The sequence below is a fragment of the Myxococcus sp. XM-1-1-1 genome, assembly GCF_020037095.1.
In the GTDB taxonomy this organism is placed as follows: Bacteria; Myxococcota; Myxococcia; order Myxococcales; family Myxococcaceae; genus Myxococcus; species Myxococcus fulvus.
Window position 1 is genome coordinate 93,248 of record NZ_JAIQDH010000020.1, and the last position, 13,885, is coordinate 107,132.

Consider the following 13,885-nt stretch of genomic DNA (forward strand, 5'->3'; position numbering starts at 1 on the left):
CCGGCGGGCAACCTCTCGGGCGACGGCGCGACACCTCACGCCCCCGTGGACGGGCTCCGCGCGCGACAACACCTTTTGCTGAAAGCAACCCCCTCCCCCGAGCCCACGCCATGAGCCCCACCCAGCCCGCGGACCGCATCTTCGAGGGTGGCACCCTCCTCACCATGAACGACCAGCAGCCCACCGCCGAGGCCATCGCAGTCCAGGCCGGCCGCATCCTCGCCGTGGGCACCCGCGCCGACATCCTCGCGCTGCGCGGCCCCGACACGGAGGTCGTCTCGCTGCGGGGCGGCACCATGATTCCCGCCATCGTCGATGACCCGACCACCACCGACGCCGCGGCCTCCGGCGACGCCGAACCTCAGGGCACGCTCGAGCCCGGTCAGCGCGCCAACTTCGTCGTGCTCTCCGACAACCCACTCACCATCACGCCCCGCGCCCGCGAGGACCTGCGCGTGCTGCACATCGTCAAGGACGGCGAGAGCCTCTACTTCGACAACGCGCGCGCCGCGAAGGAAGACGACGACACCGTGTTCAGCGAGGCCCTGTTCCTCGACGAGAGCGGCTGGCTCGTCTGAGCCCGCCTGCCTTCATCGCGCGAGAAAATGAAAAGACATGCGACGGAAGCGATGCGTCGTGACGGGGGGAGCGGGGTGAATGACACCCACGCGCGAGTGGTCTATCGGAAACTTCCTCGCCGTCTACTCCGAGGGTGACTTCCTCCCACTCCGGCCGTTCTGCGATGGTGTGAAGGAACCCCGCACCGGAGAGCCTCCATGCTCCGCCATCTCGGCCCCGCGTTCTTCCTCGGCACCATGCTTCTCGGTGGCGCCTGCAAGAAGTCACAGGACCCCGTCCCCGAGACGCCCGCGGCGCCCAAGCCCGCCCCGGAGCCCGTGCCCGCCTTCTCGCTGTCGCTCCTCCAGGACGCGGCGCCAGCGAGCTGTACGTGGCTGCGTCAGGACACCACGGGCATACGCAAGGCCCTGGCCACCGTGGAGGCGCCCTGCGCGCGGGTCCGCCTGGCGTGGAGCCCGGACGGCAAGCAGGGCGTCCTGGTGGACCGGGGCAACGGCAATGTGCAGCCGCGCGCCTGGAGGGTGGACTTCGACGCCGCCCAGGGTGTCCCGCTGCCGCTGCCCACCGAGGGCCACACGGACACGGTCGGCTTCGACGCCCGGGGGCAGGTGGTGGCGCTCGTCTCCCAGCTCGAGGGGCTGGCGCGCAAGGAGGAGCGCGGCGAGGAGTTCTTCGTCGTCGACGGCCGCAAGCTGATGGTGCCGGAGATGGAGGGCAGCAGCCCGGGCCTGGCCCACGCGTACCGCCGCGAGGGTGAGGCGTGGAAGCGCATCGAGTCGGTCGCCACGGTGTACGAGACCGAGGACGCGCCGGGCACGAGCGCGCTGGCCACCGCGAGCCAGCTGGTGTCCTCCACCGTCGGCACGGACCCGGACGACCCCGTCGCGACGGAGCTCTCCGAGGGCAGCGAGGACGCCGTGCGATTGGACGCGGTGGTGAAGGACAAGGGCCATACGGAGTACGGCGCCTGGGTCTCGCTGGAGACGCATGGCGGGCCGCTGTACGCGTGGCGCGCGGCGACCGAGCTGCCGGTGCTGATGCTGCCGCTGCGGTGGGAGTCGGAGGACCGGCTGTCGGAGCCCGAGTCCCTGTCGCTGTCCCCCACGGAGGTGGTGGCCGTGCGCGTGAGGGGCGCCCTGCTGCTGGTGAGCGCGGAGGCCCACGCCCGCGTCTACGACGCGCGCACGAAGAAGCGCATCGCGTCATTGGACGACGTGCACGACGCGCGCTTCTGGCCCAAGCAGCGCACGGTGACGGCCGCCATCCCGACGGCGGGCGCGTCGGCGACGCAGTAGTCCCCTCAGGTGCATGAGCGCGCCTTCGCGTCGCCGCGACGCGAAGGCAGGGTCCCCTCCACGGCATGGAGACGCGAAGCACCGAGCGCGGTCGTCAGAGCTTGAGGGTCCCGGGTGCGAGGATGGCCGTCATGATGGCCACGTAGCTGCCCACGCCGATGCAGCAGGTGAGCGCGGGTATCAGCAGCGCGCCGAACACCGCGGGCCCCCAGCCGACACCGTGCAGGCTCCGGTACGCGGAGACGCGGACGCCGAGGCTCCAGAAGGGCAGCACGTACATGCTGCAGAAGGGCACCAGGCCCGCGAGGTTGACGCCCTGGGACAGGGCATGGCCGCGCAGCGTCGTCCTGAACGTGCCTTGCGCGCCGGCGACCTTGAGCACCAGGTGGTCCAGCCCCGCGACAGCGAGCGTGAGGCCCATGCTCAGCAACGGCAACAGCAGCATGCAGACGACGAAGAGGACCACGACGACGCCGCGGAAGAGCGCGGGGTGGGTCTCGTTGTCGGAGCCGCTGGCGGGGAAGCTCTCGTAGGGGAAGGCGAGCAGGAAGAGGGTGTAGAGGAGCCAGGTGGAGGCGTAGCCCACGAACGCGCTGAGGCCGGCGAAGAGGAGCGAGTCGCCCACCGACGCCTCGCGAGACATCCGCTCGAAGGTGGTGACGGGGCGGAGCATCACCTCGACGCACGTCCTCCAGAACGCCTTGACCCAGCCCAGCTCCGCGCGCTGGTCCCACGGAAGCAGGGCGTGGGGCACGCGGGCGTGGCACGACTCGCAGACCAGCTCCTGCCGAGGACCTCGGCGCAAACACCGGGCGCACGCGAAGGCGCCGCAGCGCTCACAGGCATGAAGGCTCATCCACTGAGGATGGACGGCACACACCGGAGCGCCCGAGTCGGGCGGAGGCGAGACGACAAAGGAGGCGCCGCAGCCACCGCAGCGAAGGGCACCTGCGCCCACGGGGGCCTGACAGAAGGGACACACGAACTCGGACACGCTTCACATCCTCGCACAGTCGCAACGCTCGCAAGGCCCCAGCGGAACGCCTGCGGGAGCGCCTCATGCGCAGCGCCTGCCCGTCTGCCCTCGGTGACTCGACGAGCATGCCACCCGCTCAGAACATGAGACACGGACGCATCAACCCGTGCTCATTCCGGCACCCGCCCGGGTCATGACTCGGAGCGAGGCATCCTCGCAATGCGAGGAACGCGGGCGCATCCGCCGCGCCGCTCCGGCACGTGGCGCCCGCGCCACTCCAGCGCGTGGGCTCGCAACGAGGCGCCCGCGCGAGAGAAGAGCATGGGCGCACGAGCTTCGCGCCGCTCCGGCGCGTGGGCTCGCAACGAGGCGCCCGCGCGAGGCGAGAGGCCCATGCACGCGCCACCGTCTCCACCGCTCCGGCCCGCGACGCGAGCCCCCGCTCAGGGCGACGGACGCGGCCGCACCAGTCCGTGGTCATCCGGCACGGGGCCCGCGCCACGGTCTCCACCGCTCCGGCTCGCGGGGTCCACCGAGGGCTCCGGCCGGGCCTCACGCGCGCGTCGCGCCTGACGCAGCGCCGCCTTCGCCTCGGCCTTGTGCCCCTGCGCCTTCTCCCGCTTCGCCAGCGCCTCCCACAGCTCCGGCGACTCCGGATGCAGCGCCACCGCCGCGCGCAAGAGCCCCAGCCCCACGCGCGGAGACTCCGCCTCCGCCACGCGCTTGAGCAGCGGCGTCGGCGCCAGCGCCAGCATGCCCTGCGGCGTCGCGTGGGCCTCGCGAAGATGCCCCAGCACCTCCTCGTCCCGCTTCGCCACCAGCAGCGCCTGCGCCAACGCCAGCCGGGCGTCCACGCTCCTCGGGTGCAGCTCCACCGCGCGCTCCAGCCAGCGCAGCCGCCCCGCCTGCTGCTTGCGCCACGCGAAGCGCTCCGCGATGCGCAGCATCTCGTCCGAGTAGTCCGGCCGCACGTCCGGCGACAGCCCCGCCGCCTTCTTCACCACCGCCCAGCGCGGCTCCGGGTTCGACTCCTCGTCCAGCCGCTGACGTTGCAGCTCTGGCACCTCCGCGCGCTTCCACCCCGCCACGAAGCGCAGCAGGTCCGTGCGCAGCGGCTCCCCGAAGCGCTCCGTGTCCGGCGCTCCCTGCGCCTCACACGCCGCCAGGTAGTCCGCGAAGAACGACAGCGGCCCCTCGGCCGGATACGCCAGCAGCCGCTCCGGGCCCCGCGCCTTCTCCAACGTGCGCGCCATGTGCGCGCCCACGCGGATGAACACCGACCCCAGCCGCGGGTCATGCCCACCGCGGATGCGCTCCAGCGCCGCCTTGCCATCGCGCGCAATCGCCTTGCGGTCCAGCAGCTCCGACACCCGCGCGAACGCGCCCGGCAGGTCCTCGTCCGCCGGCAGCGAGCCCGGCCCGCGCGTGGCCCACAGATGGTACGCGAGCCCGTAGCTCGCGATGCGCCCCAGCCCCTCGTACACCACCGAGTCCACCGGGTCCGTGAAGTGCGCATCCCGCCGCGTGACGCCCTGCTCCAGCACCCCCTCCATCAACCGGATGGACAGCCGGCGCAGGCGCTTCGCCTCGCCCTCGATGTTCGTGGCCAGCGAGATGACCGTGTCCTCCGCGGGGAACATCACCAGCAGCGTCGTCGTCTCCGGCTGCCCTCCCGCGTGCGCCACCAGGTAGTGGCCTCGCAGCGGATAGGTCGCGAAGCCCATGCCGTAGTCCGTCAGCCGCCCATCGCTCGTGGCCATGGACGCCTGCATCTTCCCCATCGTGTCGCGAGACACCAGCCGGTGCGACAGCACCGCCCGACCGAAGCCGAGCATGTCCCCCACCGTCCCCCGCGTCCCACCCCCACCGAAGCGGCTGGACACATCCAGGAAGCGCGAGCGCTGGAGCACCCCCTCCTTCACCCGGTAGCCCACCGCCTGGTGCTCATCGCGCGTCGCGGTGACATCCAGGTCCGCGTGCGCCATGCCCGCGGGCTGGAAGACATGCTCGCGCAGGTAGTCGCGATACGACTGCCCGGACGCGGACTCCACCGCCGCGCCCAGCAGGTTGTAGCCCCACGTGCTGTACAGGTAGCGGGAGCGCGGCTCGAACGCGAGCGGCTTGTGCGAGAACACCGCCAGCGCCTCCTCGGTGCTCACCGCCTTCACGTTCTGGGTCGACGCCACGCCGTCATACGTGGGCACGCCGCTCAGGTGTCCCAGCAAATCCTTCACCGTGACGGTCCACTGCTTCGCCGGGTACGTCGGCACCACCGAGTGGATGTCCGCGTCCAGCGACAGCTTGCCCTGCTCCACCAGCTGCAGCACCGCCACCGCGGTGAAGGACTTGGTGACGGACGCCATGCGGTACGTGGTGCGCGGCGTCGCGGGCAGCCGCTTCGCCACGTCGCGGTAGCCATAGCCACACACCCACCGCTGCTCCCCGCGGGACACCGCGACGGACAAGCCCGCCACGGGCCCCTGGGACAGCTCCGAGCGGACGATGGCGTCCAGCGCCTTCGTCACCTCCTCGGGCAGCGCGCGCGGCGAGGCGCCGGCCTCGTCCACCTCCACGCTCTCACAGCTGGACGGCAGCTTCGGCGCCGCGACCACCGGCGTCGAGACCCAGAGGACGACGGCCAGCCACCCCGCGCTTCGCATCGTCATGGCACGGCCTCCACCCGCTCGGCCGCCGGAGCCACCTGGGCCACGGGGCCCTGGGCCGGCGGCGTCTCCACCCACGCGCGCAGGAGCGCATCCGTCACCAGGTGCCCCAGCACATCCAGCCCGCGTCCACGCGGGTGCACCAGGTCGTCATGCATGAAGCCGGACTTGTGGAAGCGCGTCAGCGCGCCCTTGCCGCCCATCGCCTCGTACAGGTTGAAGAACGCGCAGCCCTCCGCGAGCGACACCTCGCGCTCCGCCTCCACCACCGCCTCCAGGAACGGGCGCTGGGTGAAGGCCTTGCCCGAGTCCTTCGCGTCGCGCACCGCGTCCATCGGCCCCACCACCAGGCACGCGCTCGACGGCGCCGCCACGCGGGCCCGCCGCAAGAGCGCCCCCAGGTCCTCGCGCAGCGTCGTCAGGTCCGTGCGCTTCCACTCCAGGCGCTTGGACTCGTTGCCGCCCAGGAAGAACACCAGCAGCTTCGGGTCCCGCTCGGTGAGCTGCGAGCGCAGCGCTCCGTCCTCCAGCCGCGCGTACAGGCTCGCGTCCGCGGACGGGACGCCCAACATGTCCAGGACGATGCCAGGGCGCTCGTGCTGGAGCACCACCCCCTGCACCACCGCGCCCTTGCCCTCCGCCACCACGTCCACCGTCGTCGCGCCGGGCGGCAGCTCGAAGCGCGTGGAGCGCGACGCGCCCGTGCCCTCCGGCGTCGTCCGCGCCAGCACCGTGTCGCCGCTCACCACGCTGAGCGCGCCCCCTCGCGGGACGTCCAGCCACCACAGCGTGCCCCGCGCCTCGCCCTCCAGCTTGAAGCGGCCGCGCGCCTTCGCCTGGGTGGCCACGTGGTACACGCCGGTGATTCCGAACGGCAGCGGCGGCGCGCGCAGCTCGCCCAGCGTGCGCGGCGTCCAACCGCTCGCGCTGTGGCTCGCCCGGCCACGCCCGCCGTAGGGCGCCATCCGGTCCACCAGCAGCACGCCCCGCCCCGCCGCGCCGAAGCTCGCGCCCAGGTCATCCCGCAGGATGTCCACGATGCGATCGCCCGCGATGAGGGAGTTGCCGAACGCCTCGATGACGGTGGGCCGCCTCGCCGTGCCCGACGACAGCGCGTCCAGCGACTCGAAGAAGGGCGCCAGCGCGGTGCGCACGCACCCTTGCGCCACCGACGCCACGCACGGGTCCTCCACCTTCGCGCCCGGAGCACCCAGCTTCACCGCCAGCGCCTGCGTCGAGCGGGTCCGCTCGGTCGGCTCCGGAAAGACCCTGCGGGGCGCCACGGCGGGTGTCACCGGCACCGGGGTCCTCGGTGACGCCACGGCCGGCGTCGCCACCGCCGCGGGGACTGGCGCGGAGGGGGGACGTGCCTCGGAACCGATTTCACAAGCGGTCAGCAGCCCGCCACAGGCCAGGACGCGGAGCACGCGCCCGACGCCCACCCACCCGACTTCCGAATGCGTCATGCGGCATCCAGCGTAGACGAAAGCTTCCGCTCGCGCATTTTCCCGGCCCGCCAGGCCCCCTGCTCTCCGAGGGAGCCCGAAGCTTCCGGGGGCTCGCACCTTGCCCACTGGTTTCGCGCGCGCCTGCGACACACAGGGCCTGCGAGTTGGCGGACAGGCCGATGCCAGGGTCCACACGCCAACAGACTCACTTCACTTGGGCCGCCGCGTCCCCAAATTACCTGCCACTCATATGGAGAAAGCGAAAAACAAGGTAGCGAACTGGACGAGGTTCCATCGCAAGTTCGGCAGCCATGTACGCCAGCTCCGTAATGGCCGCGAGCTCACCCAGGAGGTGCTGGCCGAGCGGTGCGACCTCTCCGTGGATGCCATCCGTCGGATCGAGCGCGGGTCCTTCTCTCCCTCGCTCGACACGCTGGGCAAGCTGTCGGTGGGCCTGGACGTGTCGCTCAAGACGCTCTTCCAGGGCTTCGAGCACGAGCGCACCGGCGACGTGGCGGAAATCTGCGACTTCCTCTCGTGTCGCTCCGACCCGGAGGTGAAGCTCGCCCGGAGGGTGCTCCAGGCGATGTTCGAGGACTCGTAGTCTTCTTCGGACATCTGCCGGTGGAAACCGGCAGATGTTCCCTGTTCCCCACGGCCACGCTGACCTACGCACGCTCGCATATGTCGGGAGTCCCCGAAGGCATCCTCCTCGTCGTGGAGGACGATGCGGACCTGCGCGCCGCCGTCGTCGAAATCATCGCGAGCACGGGACAGCTCGTGTCCATGGCGAAGGACGGCCTGGAGGCGCTCACCTGGCTGGAGGTGCACGGCCGTCCCAGGCTGGTGCTGCTCGACATGGGAATGCCGCGCATGACGGGCCAGGACTTCCTCGGGCGCGTGGCGCGGCACTGGCCGGGCCTCGCCGTCGTGGCGATGACGACGCGGCCCATCCATCACCCGGGCGTGCTCGACACGCTGCTCAAGCCCTTCGACCTGGAGACGCTTTTGGAGCGGCTCCCCGTCTGGCTGCGGCTGGCGCGCGACCTGCCCCGGCCCTGAGGCACGATTTCATTGCGCACAATGCAGTCCGGGGGCATGGTGGGGAGAGGAGCCGTCATGTCCCCGTCGAACAAGAAGCGCGGCGACGCGCTGCACCTGGACGAGCAGCTGTGCTTCACCCTGTACTCGACGGTGCACCTGCTCAACCGCACGTACCGGCCGCTCCTGGAGAAGCTGGGCCTCACGTATCCCCAGTACCTGGCGATGATGGTGCTGTGGGAGGAGGACGGCGTCACGGTGAAGGCGCTGGGGGAGCGGCTGCTGCTCGACTCGGGCACGCTGACGCCGCTGCTCAAGCGGCTGGAGTCGGCGGGGTTGCTCAAGCGTGAGCGGGACGTGCTCGACGAGCGCCAGGTGCGCATCCGCCTGACGGCGTCCGGTCGCGCGCTGCGCGCCAGGGCGGAGAGCGTGCCGCCGTCCATCCTGGAGGCCTCGGGCTGCACGTTGGAGGAGCTCCGGGACTTGAAGGCCCGCGTGCTCGCCATCCGGGAGCAGTTGGGCGCGCGGCTGGGTGAGGAGTCCTCCGCCGCGGCGCCCCGGGGTCAGCGCAAGAAGTCCGGCTAGCGCGCCGGCGCGGTGCGCGTCGGCCTGCCGCCGATTCCCACCAGCTGGCTCACCAGCTCCAGCGCCTGGGTGTAGCGCGTCATCGAGGCCTGGAGCGCGAGCAGCTCCGCGTTGGACAGCCGCTCGCCCGAGGGCGCCGACTGGATGACGCCGACGAGCGCGCGCTGTCCCTGCTCCAGCTCCTGCATGAAGCGGGAGATGCCGTCGAGCCGCTCCGTGCGCTCACCCGCGGGCACGGCGCGCGGCGCGCCCGCGTCACCGGGGTCCGCCACCTTCACGTTCGAGACCGCGACACTCACGGAAGACCGATTCACCGAAGAAGGACGAGGGAGTGCTGCGGTCAGCGGACGCGACATGAAGCGGACTCCTGCGGGAACGGAGTGAGGGGGAGGCGCGAGTATCCGCCCGTGGACTGACAGTCGCCAGTCGGGTGGGGACGGCGGCCTCCTCTCCAGGCACTCGATTGCGTCATACGCGGTGAATCCGTGTTCCCCACTCCTGGAGGCGGCTCACGACGTAGGCCGCGTCGAGCACACCCTCGGGTGAGTACAAGCCGGGCTCCACGGGCGTCCCACCCGTGAGGCCCAGCAGCCGCTCCACGGCGAGCGCGGCGCCCTTTCCGCTGAGACCGGAATGGACGTCCGCGTCGACCAGCGCGTGACGCACGAGTGACGGCGTTCCGTCCGCCTTCACGCCCTCCAGCTCGATGATGACCTCGTGGCCCGGACCCTGTCCCGGCGCGCGGCGCGACGCGGGGCGCAGCGCGAAGTCCAGGCGGATGTCGCTCGCGTCCGTGACCGCCGCGAGCGAGGCCACGTCGAGCAGCGGATACGCACGGCCCTGCCACTGCGTGCCGTCGACGCCCTGGAAGGTGCGCGTGAGGTCGGCCTCGCTGGTGGCCCAGAGGAACCGGCCCTCCTTGCGGATGAGCGGACTGGGCACGCCCTTCGCCACGCGGTCCATGTCGCCGAGCGCGGCGGGTCCGCCCACGTCTTCCTCGTCGAACACGGCGCAGATGCGGATGGCGTGGACCTTCGCCAGCTCGCGCGCGAAGTGGAGCGTGGCCAGGGCGACGGTGCCGCCCAGGAAGTGCCCGAGCAGCAGCGTGGGCGCGGCGGTGGGCCGCTGGACGTGGAGCGCGACCTCCGGGCCGATGTCGAAGACGAAGTCGGAGAAGGACACGTAGGGCACCCCCTGGTCCTGCGCGTAGCGCAGGGTCCGGAGCGAGTCGTCCTTGAGCAGCACGACGATGGCGCTGAACGTGGAGCCCGGAGGCAGGCCCAGGTCATCGCGCTCCAGGTCGATGCGCACGGCGTCGGCGTGGCCCACTTCACGCGCGAGCGCGGACGCCTTCGTCACATCGCGCGCGCCGATGCGGAGGGGGAGGTGCGGCTGGAGGTCGCGGAGGGCCTTCACGGCGCGACGACCGACGACGCCGGAGCCACCGATGAAGAGGACGGGGTTGAGCTTCGATGCGTTGTTCATGACGGGATTCCTTTCGAGCAAGGGGATGCGAATCAGGAGAGGCGGCGCGTACGGACACCGGCCTCCTCGAGCCGTCGCATCAGGTAGGCGGGCTCGATGAGGACGTTCGGCAGGTAGAGCCCCGGCGCGACGGGAGCGCCGCCCGCGAGCCCCAGCAGTCGCTCCACGCTCACGGCCACGCCCACCGCCGTGACAGGCGCCTGCCCCTGCGCGTGGCTCATCTCGTAGCGCACGAGTGCCCGCGTGCCGTCCTGCAGCGTGCCCTCGAGCTCGAAGAGCGTCTCGACGGAGCAGGCCCCACCCTTGCGACGCCCGGCGGACAGGCCCACCACCGCGTCGAGCCGGATGGCGCGCGCCTTCGTCTCGGCCGCCAGGCTCACCGGGTCCGTCAGCGAGTACGCCTGCCCCACGTGCTCGTTCCCGTCGCCATCGCGGAAGCGACGCTCCCCCGCCGGGCCGCCCACCCAGCGCCACTTGCCGTCCTCGAGGATGAGCGCGTTGGGCGCGGCGCTCGCGGCGCGCTCCAGGTCCGCGGACGCGGCGGGCCCACCCACGTCCTGCTCGTCCAGCACCGCGCCCATCGCGATGGAGTCCAGCGTCTTGAACTCCCGCGCGAAGTGGAGCGCGGGCAGCGTCGCCGCGCCCACCAGCCAGCTGGTGCCCAGCAGCACCGCCGAGCGCTGGGGCGCGTTCATGAAGTACGCCACCTCGGGCGCCACCTCGAACAGGGCCGTGGAGATGCCCAGGTGCGGGATGCCCCGGGCCTGGGCGAAGCGCAGCGCGTTGAGCGTGTGGTCCTTCACGAACAGGACCACGGCGCTGTACCCGCGCCCCTCGGGCAATCCCAAATCCCCGCGCGACAAGTCCACGCGCACCGCGTCCGCGTGCCCCAGCTTCTGGGCCACTGCCTCCGCGCGGGCCACATCCCTCCCGCCAATCGTGATGGGCAGCTCGGGATGGAAACGACGAAGCGTCTGGGCGGCCATCGAGCCGACGACGCCCGAGCCTCCGATGATGAGGACGGGCTTCTGCGTGGGTGAAGACATGACGGGTGCGCTCCCCTGCCAGCGAAGGCAGTGGTCGAGAGGGCCGGAGGACCGGCGCGGACGGGAATTCCGACGACCCTACAGGAAGTAAGTTACCAAAAGTAGGTCCGCAACCATTTCGACCAGGACCCCGTCGGTTGCGCGCCAGGGGCGAGGCGACTAAGCCCTCAAGAGCCGTGGTGACGCGCATGAGTGAGACCTCTTCCAAGAAGCTGCCCAAGGCCCAGCGACGCGAGCAGCTGCTCGACGTGGCGGTGGCGGTGGTGCGTGAGGAGGGCACGGACGCGCTGACGCTCGGGCACCTGGCCGAGCGCGCGGGGGTGAGCAAGCCCATCACCTACGAGCATTTCCAGACGCGCGCCGGGCTGTTGATGGCGCTGTACGAGCGCACCGACGCGCGGCAGGTGGCCCAGCTTCAGGAGGCGCTCGAGCGCACGCGGCGCAAGCTGGAGGACGTGGCCCGGGTGATGAGCGCCGCGTACATGAGCTGCTACACCACGTCCGGCCCCGAGCACTTCGCCATCGCCGCCGCGCTCAAGGGGGACGGGCAGATGGAGGCCTTCCACCAGGGCCTGTTGGACCAGTACGTGGACTTCTACCAGCGCACGCTCGCGCCCTTCTGCGATTTGCCCCGGGAGGCCCTGCGCCAGCGCTGCGTGGCCATCATCGGCGCGGCGGAGGCCCTGTCGCGCGACGTGCTGCGCGGGGCCGTGGCGGAGGGCACCGCGGCCAACACGCTCGCGTCGCTCATCGTCTCCTGGTTGACCTCGCGCAAGTAGCACCGCCCGCGTCGATGTGATGCAGTCGCGCGGTGCTCGACAGCGTCACCATCGACCAGCTCCGGACGCTCCGCGCGGTGGCCGAGGAGGGCAGCTTCTCCGCGGCGGCGCGCAAGCTGGGCCTGGGCCAGCCCGCCGTCAGTCAGGCCATCCAGCGGCTGGAGAAGCAGCTGGGCCTGCGCCTCTTCGACCGCAGCAGCCGCGTCCCCCGGCTCACGGCCAAGGGCGAGGCCGTGGTCGCCGCCGCGCGCCGTCTCCATGAAGACCTGGCCACCTTCCAGTCGGTGGTGGGCCGCATCAAGAGTGGCGAGGAGACGAAGCTCGCGCTCGTCGTCGACGCGATGTTCCCCACTCCCGCGCTGCTCTCCTTCGTGCGTGAGCTGGCCCAGACACATCCGGGCGTGGAGCTGACGCTGGAGGTGGAGCTGCTCTCCGCGGTGACGGAGCGCCTGCGCGAGCGCAAGGCGACGCTCGGCATCGCCGGCGCGGACCTGGACCTCACCGGCCTGGAGCAGCGGCCCATCGCGTTGTTGAGCATGTTGCCCGTCGCCGCGCCCTCGCATCCGCTGGCCCACGTGAAGGGTGTCATCACCGAGGAGCACCTCGCCTCCGCCACGCAGCTGGTGCTGAGCGAGCGGCTGCCCACGGGCAAGGCGGGCACGACGGACCGGGGCGTGCTGTCGCCGAAGCAGTGGCGCGTCGCGGACCTGATGACGAAACATGCCCTCATCCTCGGAGGCCTGGGCTGGGGCCACGAGCCCGAGCACCTGGTGCGCGAGGACCTGAATGCCGGCAGGCTCGTGCAGCTGCGGCTCGCCGCGTGGGAGGGAGGCCCTCCGCCCCGGCGCCCGCTCGCCCTGGTGCGCCGCAAGGGCGTGCCGCTGGGCCCGGTGGCCACGTGGGCCTCGAACCGGCTCACGGACCTGTGTCAGCTCGCGCTGTCCGCGGACCATCACACGACGTGATGCCAGGCATCATGGGCAGCGGCGATTTACACGTCGACTCCCAGCCTTACTGTTTGGGTCATGAGCACCACGACCCAGACACTTCCTCCCCCCACCGTTCCCCATGCGCCTCCCCGCGCGCGGACGCTCGAGAGCGTCCACGGCGGCGGGCCCCTGCACTGGGTCGGTGACGGCTTCCGCGTCAAGACGCTCGTCCCCAGTGGCGGCCTCACCCAGGAGCGCGTCAGCCCCTTCCTGCTCTTGGACCACCATCCTCCGTACGAGTACCCGGCCCTCGCCAAGGGGCAGCGCGGCGTCGGCTGGCACCCGCACCGGGGCTTCGAGACCGTCTCGCTCGCCTTCCAGGGCGTCGTCGCGCACCGTGACAACGCGGGCCACTCGGGCGTCATCGGCCCGGGCGACGTGCAGTGGATGACGGCCGCGTCCGGCATCCTCCACGAGGAGTACCAGGAGCAGTCCTTCTCCCGGCGGGGCGGCATCTTCGAGTTCCTGCAGATCTGGGTGAACCTCCCTCGCGCCGACAAGCGGGCCGCCCCGGGCTACCAGCCCATCACCGCGGCCCAGATTCCGACCGTCCCCATCGAGGGCGGCACGGTGCGCGTCATCGCGGGCGACTTCGCCGACACCCGAGGCCCCGCGCGGACCTTCACACCCATCACCCTGCTCGACGTCAACGTGCGCGCGGGGACGAAGCTCGAAGTCCCCCTGCCCCGTGGCTACAACGCCATGGTGCTCGTCGCCTCCGGCCGCGTGTCGTCCGGCGGTGAGCGGGCCACCGAGGGGGAGCTGGCCGTGTTCGCCAACGACGGCGAGCACCTGACGCTCCTCGCCGAGGAGGACACGCACCTGGTGGTCCTCGCGGGCGAGCCCATCCGCGAGCCCATCTTCCACATGGGCCCGTTCGTCATGAACAGCCAGCGCGAGCTGTTCCAGGCGATTCATGACTTCGAGATGGGCCGCTTCGGCGACATCCCCGAGGATTCGCCCGGCGCCACCCCGTAGATTCAGCGCGACGCCCGTCGG

Annotated in this window: 14 protein-coding genes; 8 read left to right on the forward strand and 6 right to left on the reverse strand. The window is 71.5% G+C overall.

Annotated features, from left to right (window positions below):
• Positions 1-110 precede the first annotated feature (110 nt).
• Positions 111-578: an amidohydrolase family protein gene (locus K8640_RS31275; RefSeq protein ID WP_223750432.1), complete on the forward strand. Its 468-nt coding sequence runs from the start codon at positions 111-113 to the stop codon at positions 576-578.
• A 198-nt stretch (positions 579-776) separates the two neighbouring features.
• Positions 777-1,874, forward strand: coding sequence for a hypothetical protein (locus K8640_RS31280; RefSeq protein WP_223750433.1), 1,098 nt, complete (start codon positions 777-779; stop codon positions 1,872-1,874).
• Positions 1,875-1,968: 94 nt separating this feature from the next.
• Here K8640_RS31280 and K8640_RS31285 read toward each other — a convergent pair whose 3' ends face one another.
• From K8640_RS31285 to K8640_RS31295, 3 genes are all read right to left on the reverse strand, one after another.
• Entirely contained in the window at positions 1,969-2,628 is a 660-nt protein-coding gene (locus K8640_RS31285; protein WP_223750434.1) for a YIP1 family protein, read from the reverse strand.
• A 665-nt stretch (positions 2,629-3,293) separates the two neighbouring features.
• Positions 3,294-5,510 carry a serine hydrolase domain-containing protein gene (locus K8640_RS31290; RefSeq protein WP_370640419.1) on the reverse strand — a complete coding sequence of 739 codons (2,217 nt, stop codon included), beginning with the start codon at positions 5,508-5,510 and terminating at the stop codon, positions 3,294-3,296.
• A gap of 2 nt (positions 5,511-5,512) precedes the next feature.
• Positions 5,513-6,979 carry a GDSL-type esterase/lipase family protein gene (locus tag K8640_RS31295; RefSeq protein ID WP_223750436.1) on the reverse strand — a complete coding sequence of 489 codons (1,467 nt, stop codon included), beginning with the start codon at positions 6,977-6,979 and terminating at the stop codon, positions 5,513-5,515.
• 232 nt (positions 6,980-7,211) lie between these two features.
• Here K8640_RS31295 and K8640_RS31300 point away from each other — a divergent pair, with 232 nt between their 5' ends.
• The 3 genes from K8640_RS31300 to K8640_RS31310 all read left to right on the forward strand — a co-directional run bounded on the left by K8640_RS31300 (position 7,212) and on the right by K8640_RS31310 (position 8,587).
• A complete protein-coding gene (locus K8640_RS31300; protein WP_141327495.1) occupies positions 7,212-7,565 on the forward strand; it encodes a helix-turn-helix domain-containing protein in 354 nt (117 codons plus the stop codon).
• Between the two features lie 80 nt (positions 7,566-7,645).
• Entirely contained in the window at positions 7,646-8,023 is a 378-nt protein-coding gene (locus tag K8640_RS31305; protein ID WP_223750437.1) for a response regulator, read from the forward strand.
• A gap of 57 nt (positions 8,024-8,080) precedes the next feature.
• The gene (locus K8640_RS31310) at positions 8,081-8,587 is read left to right on the forward strand and encodes a MarR family winged helix-turn-helix transcriptional regulator (protein ID WP_223750438.1); all 507 of its coding nucleotides are present in this window, start codon (positions 8,081-8,083) and stop codon (positions 8,585-8,587) included.
• On the opposite strand, the gene K8640_RS31315 is transcribed toward K8640_RS31310, so the two are convergent.
• The 3 genes from K8640_RS31315 to K8640_RS31325 form a co-directional block, all read right to left on the reverse strand.
• Complete coding sequence (locus tag K8640_RS31315) at positions 8,584-8,886, reverse strand: hypothetical protein (RefSeq protein ID WP_223750439.1); 303 nt, start codon at positions 8,884-8,886, stop codon at positions 8,584-8,586. The two genes, K8640_RS31310 and K8640_RS31315, sit on opposite strands and share 4 nt — an antisense overlap.
• 169 nt (positions 8,887-9,055) lie before the next feature.
• Positions 9,056-10,072 carry an NAD(P)-dependent oxidoreductase gene (locus K8640_RS31320; protein ID WP_223750440.1) on the reverse strand — a complete coding sequence of 339 codons (1,017 nt, stop codon included), beginning with the start codon at positions 10,070-10,072 and terminating at the stop codon, positions 9,056-9,058.
• Positions 10,073-10,104: 32 nt separating this feature from the next.
• Positions 10,105-11,118, reverse strand: coding sequence for an NAD(P)-dependent oxidoreductase (locus tag K8640_RS31325; RefSeq protein ID WP_223750441.1), 1,014 nt, complete (start codon positions 11,116-11,118; stop codon positions 10,105-10,107).
• A 188-nt stretch (positions 11,119-11,306) separates the two neighbouring features.
• On the opposite strand from K8640_RS31325, the gene K8640_RS31330 reads away from it, so the two are divergent.
• The 3 genes from K8640_RS31330 to K8640_RS31340 are packed head-to-tail and all read left to right on the forward strand — an operon-like array spanning position 11,307 to position 13,864.
• Complete coding sequence (locus tag K8640_RS31330; RefSeq protein WP_223750442.1) at positions 11,307-11,897, forward strand: TetR/AcrR family transcriptional regulator; 591 nt, start codon at positions 11,307-11,309, stop codon at positions 11,895-11,897.
• 32 nt (positions 11,898-11,929) lie between these two features.
• Positions 11,930-12,862 (forward strand): LysR family transcriptional regulator, encoded by a 933-nt coding sequence (locus K8640_RS31335; protein WP_223750443.1) that lies wholly within the window; start codon positions 11,930-11,932, stop codon positions 12,860-12,862.
• Between the two features lie 60 nt (positions 12,863-12,922).
• On the forward strand, positions 12,923-13,864 hold the full coding sequence (locus tag K8640_RS31340) for a pirin family protein (RefSeq protein WP_223750444.1): 942 nt from the start codon (positions 12,923-12,925) through the stop codon (positions 13,862-13,864).
• Positions 13,865-13,885: the final 21 nt, after the last annotated feature.

What these genes read in the sequence shown, in the direction of transcription:
- K8640_RS31340 (WP_223750444.1), top strand. Translation starts at nt 12,923, where the DNA reads ATGAGCACCACGACCCAGACACTTCCTCCCCCCACCGTTCCCCATGCG.
- K8640_RS31280 (WP_223750433.1), top strand. Translation starts at nt 777, where the DNA reads ATGCTCCGCCATCTCGGCCCCGCGTTCTTCCTCGGCACCATGCTTCTC.
- K8640_RS31330 (WP_223750442.1), top strand. Translation starts at nt 11,307, where the DNA reads ATGAGTGAGACCTCTTCCAAGAAGCTGCCCAAGGCCCAGCGACGCGAG.
- K8640_RS31290 (WP_370640419.1), bottom strand. Translation starts at nt 5,510, where the DNA reads ATGCGAAGCGCGGGGTGGCTGGCCGTCGTCCTCTGGGTCTCGACGCCG.
- K8640_RS31300 (WP_141327495.1), top strand. Translation starts at nt 7,212, where the DNA reads ATGGAGAAAGCGAAAAACAAGGTAGCGAACTGGACGAGGTTCCATCGC.
- K8640_RS31325 (WP_223750441.1), bottom strand. Translation starts at nt 11,118, where the DNA reads ATGTCTTCACCCACGCAGAAGCCCGTCCTCATCATCGGAGGCTCGGGC.
- K8640_RS31275 (WP_223750432.1), top strand. Translation starts at nt 111, where the DNA reads ATGAGCCCCACCCAGCCCGCGGACCGCATCTTCGAGGGTGGCACCCTC.
- K8640_RS31295 (WP_223750436.1), bottom strand. Translation starts at nt 6,979, where the DNA reads ATGACGCATTCGGAAGTCGGGTGGGTGGGCGTCGGGCGCGTGCTCCGC.
- K8640_RS31310 (WP_223750438.1), top strand. Translation starts at nt 8,081, where the DNA reads ATGTCCCCGTCGAACAAGAAGCGCGGCGACGCGCTGCACCTGGACGAG.
- K8640_RS31320 (WP_223750440.1), bottom strand. Translation starts at nt 10,072, where the DNA reads ATGAACAACGCATCGAAGCTCAACCCCGTCCTCTTCATCGGTGGCTCC.
- K8640_RS31305 (WP_223750437.1), top strand. Translation starts at nt 7,646, where the DNA reads ATGTCGGGAGTCCCCGAAGGCATCCTCCTCGTCGTGGAGGACGATGCG.